The sequence below is a fragment of the Pseudoalteromonas qingdaonensis genome (assembly GCF_038739665.1).
GTDB classification, from domain to species: Bacteria; Pseudomonadota; Gammaproteobacteria; order Enterobacterales; family Alteromonadaceae; genus Pseudoalteromonas; species Pseudoalteromonas qingdaonensis.
Window position 1 is genome coordinate 28,369 of record NZ_JBCGCU010000014.1, and the last position, 23,637, is coordinate 52,005.

Annotated in this window: 18 protein-coding genes; 10 read left to right on the forward strand and 8 right to left on the reverse strand. The window is 49.6% G+C overall.

Going from position 1 to position 23,637, the window contains the following annotated elements:
• Positions 1-103 precede the first annotated feature (103 nt).
• On the reverse strand, positions 104-979 hold the full coding sequence (locus WCN91_RS12150) for a TraB/GumN family protein (protein WP_342679413.1): 876 nt from the start codon (positions 977-979) through the stop codon (positions 104-106).
• Positions 980-1,484: 505 nt separating this feature from the next.
• On the opposite strand from WCN91_RS12150, the gene ilvG reads away from it, so the two are divergent.
• The 8 genes from ilvG to can all read left to right on the forward strand — a co-directional run bounded on the left by ilvG (position 1,485) and on the right by can (position 10,908).
• On the forward strand, positions 1,485-3,146 hold the full coding sequence (ilvG, locus tag WCN91_RS12155; RefSeq protein WP_342679415.1) for an acetolactate synthase 2 catalytic subunit: 1,662 nt from the start codon (positions 1,485-1,487) through the stop codon (positions 3,144-3,146).
• Positions 3,143-3,385 carry an acetolactate synthase 2 small subunit gene (gene ilvM, locus WCN91_RS12160; protein ID WP_342679417.1) on the forward strand — a complete coding sequence of 81 codons (243 nt, stop codon included), beginning with the start codon at positions 3,143-3,145 and terminating at the stop codon, positions 3,383-3,385. Before ilvG ends, ilvM begins: the two co-directional genes overlap by 4 nt.
• A gap of 50 nt (positions 3,386-3,435) precedes the next feature.
• Positions 3,436-4,359 (forward strand): branched-chain amino acid transaminase, encoded by a 924-nt coding sequence (locus WCN91_RS12165; RefSeq protein ID WP_342679418.1) that lies wholly within the window; start codon positions 3,436-3,438, stop codon positions 4,357-4,359.
• Positions 4,360-4,453: 94 nt separating this feature from the next.
• Entirely contained in the window at positions 4,454-6,310 is a 1,857-nt protein-coding gene (gene ilvD, locus WCN91_RS12170) for a dihydroxy-acid dehydratase (protein WP_342679420.1), read from the forward strand.
• Positions 6,310-7,866: a threonine ammonia-lyase, biosynthetic gene (gene ilvA / locus WCN91_RS12175; protein WP_342679422.1), complete on the forward strand. Its 1,557-nt coding sequence runs from the start codon at positions 6,310-6,312 to the stop codon at positions 7,864-7,866. Before ilvD ends, ilvA begins: the two co-directional genes overlap by 1 nt.
• Before the next feature lie 30 nt (positions 7,867-7,896).
• Positions 7,897-8,970, forward strand: a complete 1,074-nt coding sequence (locus WCN91_RS12180; RefSeq protein WP_342679424.1) for an ABC transporter substrate-binding protein — start codon at positions 7,897-7,899, stop codon at positions 8,968-8,970.
• Between the two features lie 67 nt (positions 8,971-9,037).
• A complete protein-coding gene (locus WCN91_RS12185) occupies positions 9,038-10,231 on the forward strand; it encodes a methyltransferase (protein ID WP_342679426.1) in 1,194 nt (397 codons plus the stop codon).
• An 8-nt stretch (positions 10,232-10,239) separates the two neighbouring features.
• On the forward strand, positions 10,240-10,908 hold the full coding sequence (gene can / locus WCN91_RS12190) for a carbonate dehydratase (protein ID WP_105199311.1): 669 nt from the start codon (positions 10,240-10,242) through the stop codon (positions 10,906-10,908).
• Positions 10,909-11,116: 208 nt separating this feature from the next.
• Here can and WCN91_RS12195 read toward each other — a convergent pair whose 3' ends face one another.
• From WCN91_RS12195 to ubiK, 4 genes are all read right to left on the reverse strand, one after another.
• Complete coding sequence (locus WCN91_RS12195; protein ID WP_342679429.1) at positions 11,117-11,779, reverse strand: Bax inhibitor-1 family protein; 663 nt, start codon at positions 11,777-11,779, stop codon at positions 11,117-11,119.
• 493 nt (positions 11,780-12,272) lie between these two features.
• Positions 12,273-12,707 (reverse strand): hypothetical protein, encoded by a 435-nt coding sequence (locus WCN91_RS12200; RefSeq protein WP_342679431.1) that lies wholly within the window; start codon positions 12,705-12,707, stop codon positions 12,273-12,275.
• 105 nt (positions 12,708-12,812) lie between these two features.
• A complete protein-coding gene (locus tag WCN91_RS12205; protein WP_342679433.1) occupies positions 12,813-13,328 on the reverse strand; it encodes a hypothetical protein in 516 nt (171 codons plus the stop codon).
• 657 nt (positions 13,329-13,985) lie between these two features.
• Complete coding sequence (gene ubiK / locus WCN91_RS12210) at positions 13,986-14,258, reverse strand: ubiquinone biosynthesis accessory factor UbiK (RefSeq protein ID WP_342679436.1); 273 nt, start codon at positions 14,256-14,258, stop codon at positions 13,986-13,988.
• A 123-nt stretch (positions 14,259-14,381) separates the two neighbouring features.
• On the opposite strand from ubiK, the gene rep reads away from it, so the two are divergent.
• Complete coding sequence (gene rep, locus WCN91_RS12215) at positions 14,382-16,394, forward strand: DNA helicase Rep (protein WP_342679438.1); 2,013 nt, start codon at positions 14,382-14,384, stop codon at positions 16,392-16,394.
• Here the strand turns inward: rep and WCN91_RS12220 are convergent.
• From WCN91_RS12220 to elbB, 3 genes are all read right to left on the reverse strand, one after another.
• A complete protein-coding gene (locus WCN91_RS12220) occupies positions 16,366-18,933 on the reverse strand; it encodes a sensor domain-containing diguanylate cyclase (RefSeq protein ID WP_342679497.1) in 2,568 nt (855 codons plus the stop codon). The two genes, rep and WCN91_RS12220, sit on opposite strands and share 29 nt — an antisense overlap.
• A gap of 127 nt (positions 18,934-19,060) precedes the next feature.
• Positions 19,061-19,450, reverse strand: coding sequence for a c-type cytochrome (locus tag WCN91_RS12225; protein ID WP_342679440.1), 390 nt, complete (start codon positions 19,448-19,450; stop codon positions 19,061-19,063).
• A 174-nt stretch (positions 19,451-19,624) separates the two neighbouring features.
• Complete coding sequence (elbB, locus tag WCN91_RS12230) at positions 19,625-20,278, reverse strand: isoprenoid biosynthesis glyoxalase ElbB (protein ID WP_342679442.1); 654 nt, start codon at positions 20,276-20,278, stop codon at positions 19,625-19,627.
• A gap of 575 nt (positions 20,279-20,853) precedes the next feature.
• Between elbB and polA the strand changes: the two genes are divergently transcribed.
• Positions 20,854-23,586 (forward strand): DNA polymerase I, encoded by a 2,733-nt coding sequence (gene polA / locus WCN91_RS12235; RefSeq protein ID WP_342679444.1) that lies wholly within the window; start codon positions 20,854-20,856, stop codon positions 23,584-23,586.
• The last annotated feature ends 51 nt before the right edge of the window (positions 23,587-23,637 follow it).

The window sequence follows — 23,637 nt, forward strand, 5'->3', positions numbered from 1 at the left end:
GGGTGCTTTTTTATTCAAACACTTTCCATGTCACGCTGTCAACGCCCATGGTGGCACAAATTTTTTTGCCTACTAATGTTGTTTGGCGCGCATGGGTTTGAAATTAGATACGCGAGACCTTAAAACCTTGTGCCTGTAGTAGCTTGATTAAGCCGTTTTCTTCACCCAGATGCAGGGCGCCAACGGCGATAAACAAGGATTGTTCACTCAGAGGTTTTTCCAGTTGTTTTACCCACTTATGGTTGCGCTCAATCAAGAGTACATGCTCATTAAGTTGACCATATTCGGAGTCGTCGAAGGACTGCTCATAGGCCTCGGTGAGTACGGCTGTTTCGCCCTTTTTCCAGCCGTTGATCAGACGTAAAAAACTCTTATCAAACTGATTGAGCTGGCGGAAGGTATCGGCCACCATGAGGTCCGAATGCTCTTCCAATACGGTAAACATTTCCATCTGTTGCTCGAGCGATTCCAGCTCGATAATGGCTTTGTTTTTTTGTTTAGCGCTGGCCAGTACTTGCTTATCTATGCCAAATTCGTCCGAATAACCGGCATTTTGCAACTCAATCTGCATCATGGTCAGTAATACTGCCCAGGGTTTTAACAAGGAAAACATCTTGATATTAATGTTCTTTTCGCCAAAGTATTGGTCTAGCTTCTGGTAGCTTTGCGGGCTTAGTTCAGAGTCCAGAGTGCGGCCATTTTGCAGCATTAAAAATGGCATAGAACGCTGTTGAATTTGCACTGCGGTCAAGGCTGTTAAATCCACTTCCACCACCACAGCATCGCTGTTGCTTATGGCTTTTTCTATCTTTTGCGGCAAGCCCTTCATGCTGGTGTCACCAACATGCACTGTGCCGAATAGATACGAGGTTTTTCCTTGTTTTTCTACCTGCCATAAAGCCGGTGTCAGCTCGGCAAAAGCGGGCTGAGTAAAAATAATAAACAGGCAAGAGAGCCAAAACGCGGTTAACTTTTTCATTGTGTCATCCTGAAACTAGAGTTTTTTTGAGTGTAACCGAGTTAACAGACAATGCCCATTTGTGGGGAAATAATTGTGAGAAATTAATCAGTTAGCACTAACAGCAAGAGGGGCTAAGTTATATGCAAATGATGATATTTAGCCCGATAGCTTTGCATTATGGGTCAAAACATGAATTTTTTATGCTTTACGTGACTCTTTTTGACTCTGTTTTGCATTGTTTTTATGGTTGACTTGGTGGGGCGCTCGCGGTACTAATAGAATAAAGAGCGACGGTCTAGCCGTCCATTTAGATTTTTAATTAGACTTTTAATTAGATATAGAACGAATTTATTTATGTTTAACCTGCTATCAAGCCTAGTCCTAGTGATTAACACCGTGGTGATTATTATTACCGCGGGGGCTTCGTAGTGCGTTAAAAAATTAACACGCTTAAAGCCCCCCGCACTGAAAAGTTCGGGGGGCTTTTTCGTTTTAGGGCCAACACATTGAGGAATGAGGAACAATGACCGGCGCAGAATTAGTAGTGCAGATATTGGCAAGGGAAGGAATAAACGAGGTATTTGGCTACCCAGGTGGAGCCATCATGCCCATTTATGACGCCTTGTACGAATCTCAGGTAACTCACTATCTTACTCGTCACGAGCAAGGTGCCGGTTTTGCCGCCGTAGGCTATGCCCGCAGCAGTGGCAAGCTTGGGGTGTGCATGGCAACCAGTGGCCCGGGCGCCACCAATTTGATCACCGCCTTGGCCGATGCCATGATGGACTCTGTGCCTCTGTTGGCGATCACAGGTCAGGTTCCTACCGCCGCCATCGGCTCAGATGCCTTCCAAGAAGTAGATGTTTTGGGCATGTCGCTGTCCTGCACCAAGCACAGCTTTATGGTAGAGCGCAGCGAAGATTTAGCACCCATACTGCAACAGGCCATTCATCTTGCTCAAAGCGGTCGACCCGGCCCTGTGCTGGTGGATATCCCCAAGGATATCCAAATGGGTGAAGCTAGATATCAACCCTGGTTGGCCGATGATGATACTCAGCTTCAACCTTGTCGGGATCAGGTTAACAAGGCCAATCAATTATTGAGTGAATGTCAGCGTCCGGTTGCTTACATCGGCGGTGGTGTACAGGCTGCGGATGCGCAAGCGCAACTGATGCAGTTTTTGTATAAAACCAATATGCCTGCGGTACAAACGCTGAAAGCCTTGGGCAGCGTCACTCCAGACTATGAATTAAACCTTGGCATGCTAGGTATGCACGGCGGTGAAGCGGCCAACTTGGCGGTACAGCAATGCGATCTCCTGCTGTGTATTGGCGCGCGCTTTGATGACAGGGTAACTGGTCATCTGACTAAATTTGCCCCCAATGCTCAGGTGATTCACCTGGATATAGATGCCGCCGAAGTGGGTAAACGCAAGCCTGCCGCCGCCTCTTTGGTGGCAGACTTAAAAGCCTCTTTGCCGCAGTTACATTGTTTTGTCACCGAGCCGGATTGGTGTGCCCATGTTAGCGCCTTAGCTAAACAGCATGCCTGGCGCTATGACTATCCGGGTGAAACGGTTTATGCCCCAGCCTTGTTAAACAAGCTGTCACAGCGCTTAAGTGCCGATGCGGTGGTTTGTTGTGATGTGGGTCAGCATCAGATGTGGGTGGCGCAGCATATGCAGTTTTCTCACCCGAGCAATCACTTAAGCAGTGGCGGTGCTGGCACCATGGGCTTTGGCCTGCCGGCAGCCATAGGCGCCAAAATAGCGCGCCCGAACGATATGGTGCTGACGGTATCTGGCGATGGCTCAATCATGATGAATATCCAGGAATTGGCCACCATACGCCGTAATAATCTGGATGTAAAAATTGTGGTGATAGATAACCAGCGCCTTGGCATGGTACGCCAGTGGCAGCAGTTATTTTTTGCCGAGCGCTACAGTGAAACCAATCTTTCGGATAACCCGGATTTTGTCGCCCTGGCGCGAGTATTCGGTATCGATGGGCAGTGTATTACCCATCAAAATCAGGTAGATGCAGCCTTGGGCGCCATGCTTAGCAGTAAGGGCCCTTATTTACTGCATGTCTGCATAGACGACAAAGACAATGTTTGGCCCCTGGTGCCACCGGGCGCCGCCAATGATCAAATGATGACTCAAGCCAATAGCGAGGAAAAGCCATGAAACACAGTTTAACCCTGAACTTAGCGAATCAAACCGTGGCCGTGGAGCGTTTCCTGCGCGTGGTCCGTCACCGTGGTTTTAAACTGACCGCTTTGGAATTGGCCAGCAAAGAAGAAGATTTTGCGATCAAGATCACGGTAGATAGCGATAAACCTATCTATCTTTTAACACAGCAGCTAAATAAATTAGTAGATGTGCACAGTGTCACCACGGCGCAACTACAGCAACAAGCAAGTTAGTCCGCGCCCATTGGCAGCGCGAGAATTGAATTTTAAAGAAGGTACGACACATGACACAAAGCTCTGAACTGATTTGGCATAACGGCGAAATGATCCCCTATCAGCAAGCAACAACGCACGTATTAAGCCATGCGCTGCACTATGGCAGCTCGGTATTTGAAGGTGTTCGCGCCTATGACACGCCAAACGGTCCGGCAATTTTCCGTTTAACCGATCACCTTAAGCGTCTTTATGATTCGGCCAAGATCTACCGTATGGAAATCCCCTTTACCTTAGAGCAGCTTACCCAGGCCTGTAAGGATGCGATAAAGCAAAATGGCTTTAGCGATGCTTATTTGCGTCCGTTTGCATTTTTGGGTCATGTGGGCCTGGGGATCAACCCTAAATCCCGCGTTGCCGATGTCACCGTTGCGGCGATGCAATGGGGTGCCTATTTGGGTGAAGATTCATTGGCGCAGGGCGTGGATGTGTGTATTTCTTCTTGGAATCGTTTGGCTCCGAATACCATGCCTACCGCCGCTAAAGCAGGTGGTAACTACTTGTCATCACAGCTTATCTCAGGTGAGGCCAAGCGCAACGGTTATGTTGAAGGTATCGCTTTGGACACCAATGGCCTGCTAAGTGAAGGCGCAGGTGAAAACCTCTTTGTGATCAAAAACGGGGTGCTTTATACGCCGCCGACCACGGCTTGTATTCTGCCTGGCCTGACACGCGACACCATAATGACGCTGGCAAAAGAGCGCGGCTTTGAGGTACGCGAAGAAGCAATTGCGCGTGAAGCCTTATATCTTGCCGATGAGTTTTTCATGACAGGCACAGCGGCAGAAATCGTTCCAGTGCGCAGCGTGGATCAGATCCCCGTTGGTCAGGGCGCGCGAGGTCCTATCACCGAAGAGCTGCAAGCAGCTTATTTTGCTCTGGTTAAAGGGCAAAGCCCAGACCCTCGCGGCTGGTTGGAATACGTAAACGACTAAGTTTGTGGCAGCGCATGGGCGTTGCCGAATTTTTTGGAATGAGGAAAGCCGATTCATAAACCAGGTATGAATCGCAAAAAATATCGAGGTAACCATGGCTAAATTACGCAGTGCAACAACAACCGAAGGACGTAAAAGAGCGGGCGCCCGTGCCCTGTGGCGAGCAACCGGGATGACCGACAGCGATTTTAAAAAACCAATAATCGCCGTGGTTAACTCCTACACGCAATTTGTGCCCGGACACGTGCATCTTAATCAGCTCAGCGATCTGATGGCGCAAACCATTCGCGACGCCGGCGGCGTCCCCCGCGAGTTTAACACCATAGCCATAGATGACGGCATCGCCATGGGTCATGGCGGCATGCTGTACTCATTGCCCTCGCGTGATCTTATCGCCGATTCGGTGGAATACATGGTCAATGCTCACTGTGCCGATGCCATGGTGTGTATCTCTAACTGCGATAAGATCACCCCGGGCATGATGCTCGCTGCGCTGCGTTTAAATATTCCGGTGATCTTTGTTTCCGGTGGCCCAATGGAAGCGGGCAAAACCCGTTTGGCCAATATAGATATCAAACTGGACTTGGTGGATGCCATGGTCAAGGGCGCCGATCCTACGGTTAGCGATGAAGACTCGGAGCAGGTTGAGCGCTCAGCCTGTCCTACCTGTGGCTCTTGCTCAGGCATGTTTACCGCCAACTCCATGAACTGCTTGCTCGAAGCCTTAGGTCTGGCTCTGCCTGGTAATGGCACCACGCTTGCGACCCACAAGGATCGTATGCAGCTTTATGTGGAAGCGGGTCAGCGTATCGTTGATTTATGTAACCGTTTTTATGGCGAAGACGATGCCTCGGTACTGCCGCGCAATATCGCCAATCAGGCGGCCTTTATGAATGCCATGACCCTGGATATCGCTATGGGGGGCTCCTCTAATACCGTGTTGCACCTGCTGGCCGCGGCGCAAGAAGCCGGCGTTGACTTTGATATGACGGACATAGATAGACTGTCTCGCAGCACGCCATTCCTTTGTAAGGTGGCACCGGCCACCCAGCAATACCATATTGAAGATGTGCACCGTGCCGGTGGCATCATGGCCATACTTAATGAGCTGGCCAAGGCCGATAAGCTCGATTTATCCGTAGGTCATGTGGCAGGTAATAATTTGGCCGAAGTGATCGCCCGTTTTGATGCCACTGACTCGAACAATACTCAGGCGCAAACCTTCTATCGCGCTGGCCCGGCGGGTATTCGTACCACTAAGGCTATGAGCCAGGATTATCGCTGGAAGGAGCTAGATTTGGATCGTCAGCAGGGCTGTATCCGCAGTGTTGAACATGCCTTTAGTCAGGACGGCGGTTTGGCCGTGCTCTACGGTAACCTGGCGCCAAACGGGTGTATCGTCAAGAGTGCCAGCGTTGCCGAGGACATGCTGGTATTTACCGGCACCGCCCGGGTTTATGAATCTCAGGATGATGCCGTCGATGGCATTCTCGAGGGCAAGGTACAAAAAGGCGATGTGGTGATCATTCGCTACGAAGGTCCTAAAGGTGGCCCGGGTATGCAGGAAATGCTTTACCCCACCAGTTATCTTAAGTCCATGGCCCTAGATAAAGATTGTGCGCTGATCACTGATGGCCGCTTTTCAGGTGGCACCTCAGGCTTATCCATCGGCCATGTCTCGCCAGAGGCGGCGAGCGGCGGTGCCATTGCCCTTGTTGAAGATGGTGACCAGGTGGTGATAGATATCCCCAACCGTGGCATCAACCTGGCGCTGAGCGAAGAGCAGCTTGCAGAGCGGCGCGCCCAGCAAGAGGCCCGCGGTAAGCAGGCCTATAAGCCGCTTGATCGTGAGCGTGTGGTGACCCCGGCTCTTAAAGCCTATGCGCTGCTTGCCACCAGTGCCGATAAGGGCGCGGTGCGCGACTTGCAAAAGCTTGAGGAGTTAAGTTGATGGCGGCCACCGAACTCGATTATTTTCGCGCCATAATCCAGGCCAATATGGAGCCCCTGGTTAAGGTGACCGAGGTCAGTGAACTCAGTGCCTTGGAAGCCAAGCTGGGTTCAAAAATCTGGCTTAAGCGGGAAGATCAACAACCCGTATATTCCTTTAAATTGCGCGGTGCCTATAACAAGCTAAGCAAGTTACCCAAGGGCTCTAAGGTAGTTACCGCCTCGGCGGGCAACCATGCCCAGGGGGTGGCGCTAAGTGCCACCGAGCTAGGTCATCAGGCCACTATCGTCATGCCCTTGACCACGCCGCAGATCAAGGTGGATGCGGTACGTAATTTTGGTGCCGAGGTGATACTTCATGGTCATCATTTTGATGCCGCCAAGGCCCATGCGCTGGCGCTTGCCGAGCGTCAGGGAGCACTGTTTGTGCCCCCTTTCGATGATCCGGATGTGATCGTTGGCCAGGGCACCATAGCTCGTGAGCTGATGCAGCAGTTGCCTGAGCTGGATGCTGTGTTTGTGCCGGTCGGCGGCGGTGGTTTGCTCGCCGGTATGGCGGTCTATATCAAGTCTTTGCGCCCGGACATTCGCGTGATCGGCGTTGAAGCTGAAGAAAGTGCCTGTTTACAAGCGGCCATGGCCGCCGGTAAGCCGGTGGAGCTGGAGCGTGTAGGCAGTTTTGCCGATGGCGTAGCGGTGAAGATTATAGGCACAGAAACCTTTAGGCTGGCGCAGCAGTTTTGCGATGAAGTAGTCACCGTCAGCGGTGATGAAATCTGCGCCGCGGTACAGGATATTTTTGTTGGCACCCGCGCCGTGGCCGAGCCTTCCGGCGCCTTGGCGCTGGCCGGTTTGAAAAAATGGGTGCAGAGCACAGGCGTGAAAGGGCTTAAGCTGGCGGCTGTGCTTTCCGGTGCCAATCTCAACTTTGATCGTTTACGCCATGTCGCCGAGCGCACCGCGTTGGGTGAGAAAAATGAGGCCCTGCTGGCGGTCACCATCAAGGAAGAAAAGGGCAGCTTTAAGCGCTTTTGTCAGTCCTTGGGGGGCCGTGCTATCACAGAGTTCAACTACCGCTATGCCGGTCCTGGCGAGGCGCAAATCTTTGTCGGTATTGCTTTGCGCCAAGGCGCTAGCGAGTTACAAGAGTTGCTGGCGGCGCTCGATGAGCAAGGTTACGACTATGTGGATATGTCGGATAATGAGCTGGCTAAGCTGCATGTGCGCTATATGGTCGGCGGCAAGCCCAGCGAGCAGCTTGAAGAGCGTTTGTTACGCTTCGAATTCCCCGAATATCCAGGCGCCTTAGCGCGCTTTTTAGATACCCTGGGCAGTAAGTGGAATATTAGCCTGTTCCATTACCGCAACCATGGTGCTGCCACCGGCAATGTGCTGGCGGCATTTGAGGTGCCTGAGGTGGAGCAGGGTGCCTTTAACCAGCATTTGCAGCGTTTGGGCTATCAATATATAGATGAAACGCAAAACCCTTGTTATCGCCAGTTTCTGGCCCATCGCCAAGGTGGTGCAACTGGCAATATCAACAAAGCTTGCTTATAGTGGAGTAGTTAACGTAATCAGGGATGAATCGTGAGCAAAACAACTGTATTCGCTAGCTACTGTGCTTGCCTCTTGCTGCTGTGCACCATGCCATGGGCTCGGGCTGACGCCCCCTCTACTGTAACCTTACAATTAAAGTGGCAGCATCAATTTCAGTTTGCCGGATATTATGTTGCCAAGGAGCTGGGTTATTACCGTGACGTGGGTTTAGAGGTCAATATAGTGCCAGCGTCGACAACGGACACTGATACCATGGCTAAGGTGCTCAGTGGCGGTGCTCATTTTGGTGTGACCCACTCGGGCATCATTAAGCAAAGATTGGAAGGTAAGCCCGTGGTGGCACTGGCGGCCTTATTGCAGTCCTCCGCCTATTGCTGGCTGGTGCGCAAAGACTCGGGGATTTTTAATCCAGAAGACTTCGATGGCCAGCGCATCAGTTTGCTGACCAAGGGTGAAGATGCCGAGCTGATGAGCTTGTTGGATCATCGCCAGGTCAATGTTGAGGTGGTAGAGCATCTCGGTAAGTCCAATTTAGATGCCTGGCTGGCGCAAGATATCGATGCCATGCAGGTGTATGTCACCAATGAACCCTATCAATTAAGTCAGTTAGGCATAGACTATCGTTTGGTGTGCCCAAAGCGTTATGGCTTGAATGTATATGGCGATGTGCTTTTTACCTCGAAACACCTGATAGCCCATTCCCCCGAGGTGGTAGAGCGTTTTCATCAGGCCAGTATGCGTGGCTGGCGCTATGCCTTATTGAATCTCGACCATGCCATTGCCCTTACGCAGCAACATTATGCTCCCGATAAATCCTTGGAACAATTGGCATTTGAGGCGGATCAGCTCAAGCCCTTGATCATGCAGTCGGGGAACTCCATAGGGGCCATGTCGGATGCCCGTTGGCGGGTGATCACCGAGCTTTATCATTTGGATCCCCAGAAGCTGGCGAAGCATTTTGATGGCTTTATTTATCGGCCATCGCCGCCGCACTCACCGAGGAACTTATCCTGGATGATGATACTGGCTTTGGTGGTGATGGTGGTGGCGGTACCTGCCTATCTTCATTTGTTTTTTAGCACCCGTCACTCCGAGAAGGCGTAGATTTACTGCGGCGTTTGGGCGCTAACTTTGCTATAATCGCCGCCAAATTATTAACCGCCGTACCCTTATGCCTGCCTTGCTTGCGCACTTTGAAGCCCTGGATCACCTCTTATATCAAACTCGCCGTTATTGGCAGTGTGTGGCCTTTTCCTGTGGCCAATATCCCTGGCCTGAGCTGGCCCAAGTGCTTGATGGCTTAAGCGATGAGCAGGTGGCTGAGCTGGAAGCCGACCCCAAGCAGTTGCTGGCGTTTTTTCAAACCCATATCCCCGAGCTGGCACAGCTGGATACGCTAAGTGCTCTGCCGCTGCGTCAAGGTGAGGCCGAGCAGCCGACCTTACCCTTTTGGTTAAGTAATGGCATTAAGGGCAGGAAACTCACTCAGCTGCAGGCCTTTGTCGCCCATTTACAGCCTGAAAAAAATACCAAAACCGTGTTGGAATGGTGTGCGGGCAAGGGCCATTTAGGGCGTTTGTTAGCGCATCAATATGGTGTTGGCGTACAGAGTGTCGAAATTCAGCCGCAGTTGTGCGCTCAGGGAGAAGAGTTGGCGCAGCGCTTTGCCTTGCCGATACGCTTTAATGTCGCCAATGTGCTTGAGGACGATTGCCAGAGCTACTTGCAGCACTGTGATCATGCTGTGGCCCTGCATGCCTGCGGCGGTTTGCATCAGGAACTTATGCGCCAGGCCAGCCGTTTGGGTACGCAGCGTTTGTCTATTTCTCCTTGCTGCTATCATTTGTTTATCGACGGCAATCGTTATCAGGCCATGAGCAGCGCCGCCCAAGCCAGTCAAAACAGCTTTTATAGCAGCGACTTAAAATTAGCTCTGCAGCAAACTGTGACCGCCGGGCAGCGGGTGCAGCGGCTGCGTCAAACTGAAGTACAGTGGCGTCTTGGTTTTGATCAATTGGTGCGCGATGTATTTCAACGCAGCGAGTACACCCCTGTGCCTTCTGTGGGTAAGCTGGTGTTTAGCGGTGAGTTTAAAGACTTTTGCCAGTGGGCGGCACAGCAGAAGGGACTAACCCTGCCAGAGGGCCTGGATTACCCGCGTTATTTGGCCTTGGGTGCTGATCGAAAGCATATGACCGACCGTATTGAACTGGTAAGACATCTGTTTCGTCGGGCAATTGAGGTTTGGCTCGTGCTCGATCGTGCTTTATATTTGCAGCAAGCAAATTATCGAGTGGATATTTTCGAGTTCTGTGAATCGTCACTGACACCCAGAAATATCTTTATAGAAGCGAAATTAAATTGAGAGTTGTTGTGAAAAACTTAAGTCATCTTTTTGAAAACAATAAGCAGTGGGCTAAGCGTACTACCGAACAAGATCCTGAGTTCTTTAAGAAACTCTCAGAGCAACAGAATCCTGAGTATCTGTGGATCGGCTGCTCGGACTCGCGTGTACCGGCCAACCAAATCGTTGACCTAATGCCGGGCGAGCTATTCGTACACCGCAACGTGGCTAACGTAGTGGTGCACACCGACCATAACTGTTTATCGGTCATGCAGTATGCCGTTGAGGTGCTTAAGGTGAAACACATCATGGTGGTGGGTCACTATGGTTGTGGCGGTATTAAAGCTGTGCTGGATGAAGCAAAATTTGGCTTGATCGACAACTGGTTACGCCATGTAGGCGATATTAAAGAGCGCCACCTTGAGCTACTTGAGCAAGCACCGGAGCAGGAGCGCCTTGCCCGCCTGATCGAGCTGAATGTTATCGAGCAGGTACGTAATGTATGTCGCACCAATATAGTGCAAGACGCCTGGGCCCGTGGCCAGGAACTGACGGTACATGGCTGGGTGTACAGCCTGGAAAATGGCCGCCTGCACGATATGAATTCTGTGGCTCGTTGCCAGCAGGAGCTGGGCGACAGCTATAAGGAAGCGCTGGAGAACGTAGCTAAGCGCGTTCGTGGCGAGCTTACTGATTAAAATCGGTTGTGCGAAAAAAGGGAAGCCTAAGTGCTTCCTTTTTTGTTATACCAATTCTGTTAAGTATGTGATCAGATATAGCGCTGGATAAATGATGTGATAACAAGGCGGAATTTTTCTTATGTAGTTATTCTACATAGAAAAATTCCAACACAGTTAGCATGATATTTAGCCCGCTAGAATGATTAGCTATTTAAGTGAATTGGTATTACTGTTTGCGACCAAGAATCCGCAGAATGCGTAAAAACAGGTTAATAATATCCATATACAGAGCCGCGGCGCTGTCTACCGCATTATCCAGGGTCTTAGGTATTTGGTTTGCCCGGCCCCAGTCGTAGCCGATATAGCCACAAAAGATCACCGCAACGGCCCAATCGATCCACTCATGATGTATCCCTAGGACAAATATCTGGAATAGCTCGACCACTATGACCGCCAGCAGGGCAATGCTGAGAGCCCCGGCAATGCGTTGAAAAAACTTGGGATACATGGAACCCAGCAGCATCATGATCAGGGTGACGCTGGCGGTAAGGCGAATCGCCTCAACAACCAGAGCCTCATTGTATTGCGCCACCACCATATTGACGATTAGGCCAAAGGGCACCACCACCAGGTTGTAGCCGATAAAGCTGACAATTGGTTTTTTCGACTCGTTAAAAAGCCAGACCCCGGCAAGGCAGGAAGCAAAATAGCCGATAAAGAACACCCAGGGATTGATGGCCCACAGGGTTTGCGGGTCGATATTAACGACCAAAAACCAGTTTACAGAAAAACCCCATAGTAAACAGAGCCCTATGGTCAGGTTATAAAGCGCCGGGCTGATTTCTTGGCCGCTGGTGACTCGTCTTTTAAAAACATCAGACTCGAGCATGGGTGTAATTTCCTTTTTCATTTAAGAAGTTGGTGGCTTTATGGGTATGCCACCTTATGGAGAGCGGGCAGTCTATAAATAGATGGCGGGGAAATCTATTAAAAACATTAATAAATCATGGGGTAAGAGTATTGGTGATACCTGTACGGCGTTTTGTGCCGACATCAGTGGTTATTTGATGGATAAGGTCAGGCCGCCGATAGCGGCAGTACTTGTGGGTCAGACTTTAGTCTGGCGACTCAATGGATTCTGATAGATCTTGTCGCCCTCGCTATCAACAGCACGCTGCGCAACAAAAGCCGATTTCTCCAGCGCGAATCCAAACGGGAGGAGCGATACCTGTTAGTTCCGGGGTGTTCTGATAAGACATTAAGTCCCAGAATAGGACTGCGGAAACGTCCGCCTAACAGGCGAAAAATGCTTGGCTAAAATCAGCGGCGAAGGAGCGTAAGCCAAGCGTTTTGCGTCCTTTTGTTTAGGTGCTTGTTATATTTTATTTCACCCAAAGTACAAAAATATAAAGAGCAAATACAAGAACCAAAGAATAAAAGGGTACTTTTTGCTTAATATAATTCCGCGCATCTCCTGGAGGTGTTAGCATTGTTAAAAGCTTGGATGTTTTAGATATTTTTTTATTACTCAAGTTTCCATTGGATGAAATAAAGCGGTACTTTTGATTTAAAAACTTACCTCCGTAATACTTCATGTCACTTTCTAGTTCTGCTCTCTCTTGAAAGATATACTCATCTTTATTACGAACAAGCCTAGTAACCTGAAGTACAACCTTTCCATTTTCCACTTCCTTCATATAACATTCAGAAGGGTTATTTCTCTGATGTATGTATCTAAAACCACCTCTTGCGGATCTATCAGATTGAAATAAAAAAGAAAAAGTAACAGTTACATACTTTTTCTTGAAATTTTTCAATTAAATCTACCTCTTAAACCTGTGGTGAAATATAACGCCCCACATAAAAGGCGGAGCGTCAACGACGTCCAGCGCAACGAAGTGGAGCGATTTTTGATGTGCTTGTTAAGCATTTTTTGTACGCTCGAGATCGACCATTAATTTATCAATTATCTCTTTGCATGTAAGTGAAGCCTGAAGTGACCGCTGGAAATTTGAATTAGGGCTTTCATAATCTCTCTTTTCTGATGAAAGATGATCTTTGTAACACTTCCAGTAGTATCCGGCCTCACCTAACAGCGGTTTGAAGTCTTCTTTGTATTCTCGAAAGTACAGCGAAAAAGACATCATTAGCTCAGCTATTAGTTCATTTGCAGAGTCGTAGTTGTCATTAAACCACTTCACATCATCTTTACCTTCGGCCATATCAACCTTTGAAAATGAAAGCCTGGTTGATAAAAGATATAGGTTTTTAAGTGCCTGCTCTCTCTGAAGGCGCACATTCTGATATTCAGACAACTTCTTGTCTTGTTCCGCCTTAATTCTTGCCAAACGGAAGCCAATGTAATTATTTATTGCTGTGGCAAGCATTGCTGCAACAAAAGCAATTATTCCCGCCTGAATTCTTGGGTCTAAATCCATAGATATTCCAGATGCTTAACAGGTTATTAATAAGACCTTGCAAGCTAGCATAGCTTGTAAGCTTGGCTAACACCAGAGATTACATTTTGCACATTCTTGGTGTCCTAACAGCTTGAGCAAGGCTAGATATGAAGCTCGATGTATCAGCTCTGGCCCCGTGCATTTGCGGCGAGCATGGTGGGGTTGGCAGTACAACTTGACCAGGGACGGTCAAGTTAGGCGAATCGAGGAGGGATGCCGAGTTTCGCTGGGTGCGTTGGCAACACCAGCACGCTCAGGCAATAAGCAAATGCTGGGGTGTCCTAGGAGTTCTTAGAGGAAATGGACAAGCATTTCCTCTAAGTCGGAGTCGGCGACCCGACAATATCTAACTTATTAATTGCATTGGCAGTTGTGCAAGAGATTCTTCCTGAAGCGGGGCTCCTGTCGGCGCCCCGCTCATCGCAGAGCTCTTCGCCTTCAAGCGGCGAGAGTGAAACTATTCATTCTCTTGTTTCCGCTTTCAGCCATGCCTCCACCTCCTCGCGCTGCGAAGCGGTGCTTCGGTCGCTCGTCGCCCAACGCGACAAGGATCTAAATGATCGCTAATAAGGCTTGCGGCCATGCAGTGAGCAATAATAAATGCACGCGCCACAGCCGGTTTGTAAGGCGGGAGCCTTATTCTGAATCTGCGTCCTTCGCTTGTGCCGCCAGCATGGCCTCAAGCGCAGCGACCTTTTCTTCCAGTGCCGTTAACTTTTCGCGTGTGCGTACCAGCACCTGACTTTGAATATCGAACTCTTCGCGGCTGACAAAGTCCATCTCCGCCAGTTTGTTTTGCAGTACCTGCTTGGTTTTGTTCTCAAAATTCTCGGCGATATCGCGCATGCCCTGGGGCATGTTGCTGCCAATTTGGCGGGCGATTTCTTCAATTTTGCTCGGGTTAATCATTTTCTGGCTCCTAATTTTATCTGCCTTAAGTGTAACTAATTTACCAAGCCCTGCCTATCATGGCTGTATCGCGCTCCCAGATAGGCTAAAATAGCCGGTCCCATGTGATTTAGATTAGTGTTTATGAAGCTCAATCCCCAGCAAAATGAAGCGGTAAAGTACATCAGCGGGCCTTGCCTGGTGTTGGCCGGTGCCGGCTCGGGTAAAACCCGGGTAATTACCAATAAAATCGCCCATCTGGTACAAAACTGTCAGTATCAGGCGCGAAATATTGCTGCGGTGACCTTTACCAACAAGGCGGCGCGGGAAATGCATGAGCGGGTGTCGCAAACCCTGGGTAAGCAAGAGGCCAAGGGTTTGTGGGTATCGACCTTTCACACTTTGGGTTTGGAGATCATTAAAAAAGAGCTGAAGACATTGGGCTTTAAGGCCGGTTTTTCCCTGTTTGACGATCAGGATACCAATCAGCTGCTTAATGAGCTGACCGCCGATGAATTGCAAGGGGATAAAGACTTACTCAATCTGCTGAAAATGCAGATCGGTGATTGGAAAAATGAGCTGATCCTGCCGCCGCAGGCCATTGCCATGGCGCGGGAGCCGCAAAAGGCGCTGTTTGCCCAGCTTTATGCCCGTTATCAAACCCAGTTGCGCGCCTATAACGCCATGGATTTTGACGATCTTATTATGATCCCAACCCTGTTACTGGGCTCCAATGCCGAGGTGCGTGAGCGCTGGCAAAACCGTTTTCGTTATCTGCTGGTGGATGAATACCAGGATACCAACACCAGCCAATACCAGTTGGTAAAACTTTTGGTGGGGCAGCGCGCCCGCTTTACCGTGGTAGGCGACGACGACCAATCCATTTATTCCTGGCGTGGTGCCAAGCCGCAAAACCTGGTGTTGCTCAGTAAGGACTTCCCCGGTTTGCGTCTGATCAAGCTGGAACAAAACTACCGCAGCGCCGGGCGCATCCTTAAGGCGGCCAATATACTGATCGCCAACAACCCCCATGTCTTTGATAAAAAGCTCTTTAGTGAACTCAACTATGGCGAGGAGATCAAGGTGATCGCCACCCGTGACGAGGAGCATGAGGCGGAGCGGGTGGTGGCGGAGATCATCTCTCACAAGTTTACCAAGCGTACCAATTACAAGGATTACGCCATTCTTTACCGCGGCAACCACCAGGCCCGGCTATTTGAAAAGGCGCTGATGAGCAACCGTATTCCCTACAAGATCAGCGGCGGCATGTCGTTTTTCGCCCGTGCGGAAATCAAGGACATGATGGCCTATCTGCGTCTGCTGGTAAATCAGGATGATGACAATGCGTTTTTACGTATTGTGAATACCCCTAAGCGGGAGATTGGCCCTGTAACTTTGGAAAAGCTGGGCAGTCTGGCTAATGAAAAACACATCAGCTTGTTTGCCGCCTGTTTTGAGCCCGAGTTGGCTGGGCGTTTGCAGGGGCGTGGTTTTAACGCCTTGATGGGCTTTGCCCGCTGGGTGGTGGAGCTGGCCGATAATGCTCAGCGCAGCGACACCCTGGAGGCGGTTAAAGACCTGGTACGCCAGATCAATTACGAAGCCTATTTGTACGAAACCTCGACCAGCGCCAAGGCTGCGGAGATGCGTATGAAGAACGTCTCCGAGCTGTACCGCTGGATCACCGACATGCTCACCGGAGATGCCGATAATGAGCCTTTAACCTTGCCCGAGGTGGTCACCAAGCTGGCGCTGCGCGATATGATGGAGCGCAACGAGGAAGAGGATGACAGCGATGCGGTGCAATTGTTGACCCTGCATGCCTCCAAAGGCCTGGAATATCCCTATGTGTTTATGGTGGGCATGGAAGAGGGCTTATTGCCGCATCAAAGCAGTATCGATGAAGATAATGTCGAAGAAGAGCGCCGCTTAGCCTATGTGGGCATTACCCGGGCGCAGCAGGAATTGGTGATGACCTATGCTAAAAATCGTCGCCAATTCGGTGAGGTGATCACCCCGGAGATCAGCCGTTTTGTTGAGGAATTGCCACAACAGGATCTTGCCTTTGAGGCACGAAAGCCGCCGCAAAATCAGGAGCAGCGCATGCAGCAAGGGCAGGCGCGGGTCGCTAACTTACGAGCGATGTTAAAGAAGTAAACTGGCTTAGCTGTTTTTGCTGTGCCAGTGGTGAGCGTTGACCGATAAAGTATTCAATGCCCATACCTTCCAGCTTACTACGCTCGGCCGGGGAGCTTGGGTTTTTGGTTATCAGTTTACAGTTCGCTTCTTTGGTCAGCGCCAGTATGCCTTGCAACATAAGCGCATAGCTTGGCTCTTGTACCAGGCGGCGACTAAAGTTGTTGCTTAGTAACACGCAGTAGTAGGGAAATTGCGCCAGCAACCCAAGCTCGCAGCGCTCCTGAGCAAAGTTATTCAGGCCGATATACACACCGCTTTGGCTTAGGCCATCGAGATTGTGCAGCAGCTTGGCGCTGGCATAACTCAATTCCGCTTCATCAAACAGCAGGCATAAATGCTCGATATTATCGAGCAGACTGATCCAGGAATACAAACTTTTGAAATGCTCATCTTCCAGTAATCCAGTTGAGCACTTAAGCAGGGTTAAGCCTTGGTTATTATGTTCGGCAAAACCATATTGCAGCAACTTGAGTTCTACCTCGGCGAGTATATAGCTATCGCTGCTAAAGCGCTTCAGTTGCTCAAAACTGGTGCTGCCGAGCACAGGGTGTTCGCCGTAGGCACTGAGCAATTGGCAAATTGGCTGCTGCTCGGCATCGAACACCTGGCTGCTTTGAAAATGGGTGTGCAAGTCCATTAAATGGTGTTCGCTGTGACTGTGCGCTTGCTCCTCGGCGTAATTAAGCAGGGGATGATAAAATTCAAAGCGCCCTTTACCGCTTTGCTTGGCATAATACATGGCTGCATCGGCGTCGCGGATCACCTCATCTATATGGCTATACCCAGCATTGCTAAAGGTAATGCCGATACTGGCACCACCCTGAATACAGCTGCCTTGATAGCAAAAAGGCTGTTGCATTACCGCGATAATACGCTTGGCCACATCTTCAGCCTGTTGTTTATCTTGCAAGCGCGACAGTAAGACAACAAATTCATCACCGCCCAAACGGGCAATCAAATCATGCTCACGTACACATTGCTTTAGTTTGGTGGCCACGGCTATCAGGAATTGATCGCCAAACTGGTGCCCGAGTTGATCATTGATCTCTTTAAACTTATCGAGATCGATAAAGAGTACGGCAAAATTTTGTTCGGGAAGATGCTGGTAGTGGGCCATGGTACGTTCGAGCTGGGCGATAAAGAGGCTGCGATTGGGCAGCCCGGTGAGGGCATCATGATGAGCATCATGATACAGCTGCTGCTCTATTTTACGGCGTTCGTCTATTTGCAATTGCAGGTGGATATTGGCCTGGCGCAACTCCTTGGTTTTTTCCGCCACGCGCAGCTCTAATTGCTGATGACTTTGCCTTAGCGCCTGCTGCGAGAGATGGTTTTGCAATACATTAGCAATCTGATTGGAAACATAGGCGATAAGCTCAACATCTTCTTGCACAAACTCATATTTATTGTTGTAAGCCTGACAGGCGATCAAGCCAATAACTCCCTGCGCGGTTTTTAGTGGTGCACCTAGCCAGCTGGTGCAGCGCCCTGTGCTGGTGAGGGCGCGAGTACGTTCAACCAGGCCTTGCTCACAGAGTTGATCGCCACGCTTGCGGCTGATCAACTGACATTTTTTGCTGGTAAGCACTAACTCACTGTAGCCTTTGGCAAAGGGGCGAGGGCTAAATTCAGGGTCGCTTTCATCGACGGCGTAGGGAAAGGTCAGCCAGTTTTTGTCGCTGTCATAGAGGGCAATATAGAGATTTTCCGCATAGGTAATGGACTTCATTATCTGATGCACATGGTAATACACATCATCTATATTGATCGCCTGTGTGGCCAGTTCAGAAATTTGAAACAGGGTTTGTTGGCGCTCCTGCGCTTTTTTGCGCTGGGTGATTTCCTCATTGAGGGCGTGATTGCTTTGTGTGAGTGCCAGGGTGCGCTGCTCGACCTGGCGCTCTAAGAGCTCGCGCTTTTTTACCCGCTCTATGGCGGCGGCGAGATAGAGGGCAATCACTTCGAACAGCTCAATTTGCTCCTGAGAGTAGCCAAGCTCTTGCTCATAACTTTGCGACACCATAACGCCAATAACCTGGGTGTCTTGATATATGGGCACACCTAACCAATGCTCGGAGCGGGTGCCATGTAACTTAAATTTGCCTTCTGCCGCCGCTGCAGCCATGGTGGCGCTGTTAAAATACGTCGTGGCCTGGGAACGAAATACATAACCGGTAAGGCTTTGCTCAAAATGTTGTTCGATGAGTTCCGGATGTGACAGGGCATCTTTTTGATCGACAAAATAGGAGAGTTCAAGTAACCCTGAACTGGAGTTTTGCAACACTACATAGAAGTTTTTACTGGGAACATAGTCGGCCAATAGCTGCCGAATAGCCGGGTAAAATGAATTAAGATCTGGGTGCGTGCTAGCCTGCTCAGATAGGCCAATAAGCGCATGCTGCAAATGATGCTGATGCTTATATTTTTGCAGCAATTCCTTTAACCGCTTGTTTTGCTTACGCAACTTATTTACAGAACACTCATCCACTGAACGCATCACTAGGTTTTTGTCTAAATCTTAACCGTTGAATATTCCACCTTTTGTAACCAAGGTCAAGGTATTCAGATAACAAAAAGGGAGGCAAAGCCTCCCTTTAAACAATATGTTATGCTCAAACTGGTTGTTATTTAACCATAAAGTCGATAGCGGCTTGGATCTCATCATCAGAACAATCCATGCAAGTACCGCGCGGTGGCATGGCATTAAAACCATTGATGGCATGGTTAAGCAGAGTGTCGGCACCCTTAGCTAGACGAGGCTCCCAATCGGCCGCTGTTTTTGGTGCACCTAGTGCGCCCGAGCCGTGACATGCGAAACATGAAGCCTGATACACTTGTTCACCACTGCGCGGACCGGCTGGTGCGGTATCAACGGCAGCCGTTTGACCAGCTAGGTAAACCTCGCCAATAGGCTGAAGACGTTTCTTGATCGCTTCTTCGGTCATAGCGTTGTCTTGAGGCTGTGCGTATACAGCGGTGGATAACAATAACAATGCGGCAGATAGTTTCTTCATGTTTCTTTGCTCATTCGGATGCTAGCGGTCAAAACGACCGGGTGACGAAATATCGGCAAATTATAACCTCGCCAAACAATTTATAAAATGCCTAGCCTTTATTAATGTGCTAAAAAGTAGGCATTTTATGCTTTAGCGCAAATTTTAACTTGCCGTTGCTTGTTTTTTGTTCGGCTATTTAACCAGGCTCAGCAACTTATTGATTGCCTTTTCAATGCCGCTGGCCGCTTCTTTAATCGACCCTGCCAGCATATAAGCTGGGGTGGACACCACCTTGGCTTGCTCATCAACCACTATGTTATCGACACTGCATTCTACGTGTTTAGCGCCTAGCTTGCTTAGTGCGGAGGCGGTATCGGCATCATTGCCTATGGTCGCCTTGGTACCCTGGGGGTAGATGTGGGCAATAAGCGCCGGGGCAATACATAAGTAGGCGGCGGGTTTATGCTGTTCGGCGAAGGCCTTACATACACGCTCAACATCGCTGTTCAGGCTGCTGTTTACGCCTTTTAAGGCAAAGTCGCAAAGGTTTTTAGCGGCGCCAAAGCCACCGGGCACCACCAGGGCATCGTAGTCATCAACATTCAGTTCTTTTAGATCCAGGATCTCACCGCGGGCAATACGTGCCGCTTCTTCAAGCACGTTACGGGTTTGCGCTTGCTCTTCGCCGGTTAGGTGGTTAAGCACATGATGCTGGTTGATATTGGGAGCAAAACACTGGTACTGGGCTCCGGCTTGATCGAGATAAAGCAGGGTTAATACCGACTCGTGAATTTCGGCTCCATCAAATACACCACAGCCGCTAAGGATGATCGCTACCTTGGTCATAACTTTGAATTCCTAACTGAAAATAACTAAAACAGTAAGGTAGCCAGCTAAGCCAGCTCCCGTCAATGCTCATTTATGCTTTATGAACGATAACTTAAGAGAAAAAAGTTATAAAGGATCGCTGGGATCTTTGATCCATTATGCTAGAATGCTTAGCTGGTTATTTAGAAGGGTTACTCTAAAACGACCCTCGAATAATCGATTTCCACAATGGATATAAAAAATAATAAGAAAATAAGATACGGAGTTTCTTCTTTTTTTCGTTAAAAAACAAAAAGTTAAATTTAATCTGATGTCAGTTTTATGACTTCGGATATTTTCTCGTGCTTTTTATCTACAAACTTATCCACAGCTTATCATGGTGCAACTGCGCCCTAATAGTGCATTTCTCAGGCGTTGGCTAAGCGGCTTTGCTCCGATCATTTAAGGGGGTGGTCAGCATTCGATTATAAATAGGCCAGATCAGATCTAAAAACTCAGCGTAAAGATGTTTAGCCTTATATTGCTGCTCGTTTTCTTAGTCGCCTTATGGCATCCTTTACTCATTAGCAATTACCCTAATTGAGTGCTGAAAAATGGCGCAAATCCCTGAAAATCCGCTTATCTTAGTTGACGGTTCCTCCTATTTATTTCGTGCCTACCATGCGCCACCGCATTTAACCAACTCCAAAGGCGAAGCCACAGGCGCCATCTATGGTGTGGTGAACATGCTGAAAAGTCTGGTGAAGCAATATGACCCATCGCACATGGCGGTGGTGTTTGATGCCAAGGGAAAAACCTTCCGCAACGATATGTACAGCGAATACAAGGCGAATCGTCCGCCTATGCCGGATGATCTGCGCACTCAGATTGCCCCTTTGCACGATATTATCCGTGCCATGGGTTTCCCGCTGATCAGCATTGAAGGCGTAGAGGCCGATGATGTTATCGGCACCTATGCGCGCATCGCCAGCGAGCAGCAGCGTCACGTGCTGATCTCTACCGGCGATAAAGACATGGCGCAGTTGGTGAACGAGCATGTCACCCTGATCAACACTATGAACAACAGTATTTCCGATCCCGACTCGGTGAAAGAGAAGTTCGGTGTTGGCCCTGAGCGCATTATCGATTACCTGGCGCTGATGGGAGATAAGGTTGATAACATCCCAGGTGTTGAAGGTTGTGGTCCGAAAACCGCGGTGAAGTGGTTGGATCAATTCGACTCTCTGCAAGGGGTTCTCGATCATGCTGATGAGATCAAAGGCAAAATTGGTGAAAAGTTACGTAATGCCGTTGGCCAACTGCCACTGAGCTACGAGCTGGCGACCATCAAGCTTGATGTTGAGGTGGAAGAAGACTTAGATCATCTTAAGTTGCTTGCACCGGATACGGATGCACTGATTAAGCTTTATGGCGAATGTGAATTCCGCCGTTGGCTTGCTGAATTGCTGGATAAGGGTACGGATACAGATACTCACCTGGACGCTCCTACCGAGGCGCAAGAAGTACCCAAAGCAGACGCTCATTATGAAACCATCCTGACCGAAGCGCAGCTGGATACCTGGATTAAGAAGTTACAAGATGCGGAGCTCATCGCCTTTGATACCGAAACCACAAGTGTGGACTATATGCAGGCGCAGCTTGTGGGTATGAGCTTTGCAGTGGCAGTGGGCGAGGCTGCCTATTTACCTATCAGCCATGATTATCCGGGAGCGCCGGAGCAACTGCCGTTAGAGCTGATCCTGGCCAAGCTGGGACCCATCCTAAGCGACAAAAATAAGCCCAAGGTTGGGCAAAACCTTAAATATGATAAGAGCATACTCGCCAATGCTGGCATTGAATTTAACGGCATCGCTTTCGATACCATGCTTGAGTCTTATGTATTTAACAGCGTTGGTACCCGTCACGATATGGACTCGCTGGCGCTAAAATACCTGGGCCACAAGAATATCAGCTTTGAAGACATTGCCGGCAAGGGCAAAAAGCAGCTGACCTTTAATCAAATCGAGCTGGAAAATGCCGCTCCTTATGCCGCTGAAGACGCAGATATTACCCTGCGCTTGCATCAGCATTTATGGCCCAAGGTTGCTGCCGACGACAAGTTAAAGTCGGTGTTTTGCGATATTGAATTACCCTTAGTCGAGGTGCTTTCCGATATAGAACGCACCGGCGTGGTGATTGACTCACAGATGCTGGCACAGCACTCGCAGCGCTTAGGTGAGCGTTTACAGGAGCTGGAAAAAGAAGCCTATGATATCGCTGGTGAGGAGTTTAACCTGGGCTCTCCCAAGCAGCTTCAGGCCATCTTATTCGAAAAGCTTGAACTGCCTGTGATTAAGAAAACGCCTAAGGGCGCGCCATCAACCGCCGAAGAAGTGTTGCAGGAGCTGGCGCACGATTATCCCTTGCCTAAAGTGATCATCGAACATCGCGGTTTATCTAAGCTTAAGTCCACCTACACGGACAAGCTGCCGCTGATGGTCAATGAGAAAACCAAGCGGGTGCATACCTCGTATCATCAAGCGGTTACGGCCACAGGGCGCTTAAGCTCGACGGATCCTAACTTGCAGAATATTCCTATTCGTTCGGAAGAAGGGCGCCGTATTCGCGAAGCCTTTGTCGCCAGCCCAGGTTATAAAATAGTTGCTGCCGACTACTCGCAAATCGAGCTGCGCATTATGGCGCATTTGTCTCAGGATAAGGGGCTGCTAAATGCCTTTGCCGAGGGCTTGGATGTTCACAGCGCCACCGCCAGTGAGGTTTTCTCCGTGCCACTGGCCGAGGTGACCAGTGATATGCGTCGTAAGGCTAAGGCCGTTAACTTTGGTTTGATCTACGGTATGTCGGCATTTGGCCTAGCCCGTCAGTTGGATATTCCGCGCCACGAAGCTCAGCACTATATGGATAAGTACTTTGAACGCTTCCCCGGCGTTTTAGAGTATATGGAGCGCACCCGCGAAAGCGCCGCCGACAAGGGCTATGTGGAAACCCTCTTTGGTCGTCGTTTGCATCTGCCGGAGATCAATGCCCGTAACGGAGCGCGCCGTAAGGCCGCCGAGCGTGCGGCGATCAACGCGCCTATGCAGGGAACTGCCGCCGATATCATCAAAAAAGCCATGATCAGCGTGCATCAGTGGGTAAAAGAGCAGCCGAAGGACAGCATTAAGATACTGATGCAGGTACACGATGAACTGGTGTTTGAAATCAAGGAGCAGGATGTGCCTGCCTACACCGAGCAGATCTGCACCCTGATGGCTTCTGCTGCCAAGCTCGATGTGCCCTTGATTGCCGAAGCCGACAGCGGCGATAACTGGCAACAAGCACATTAATGAAAATCAAAGGGGAGCATAGGCTCCCTTATACCAATTCACTTAAATAGC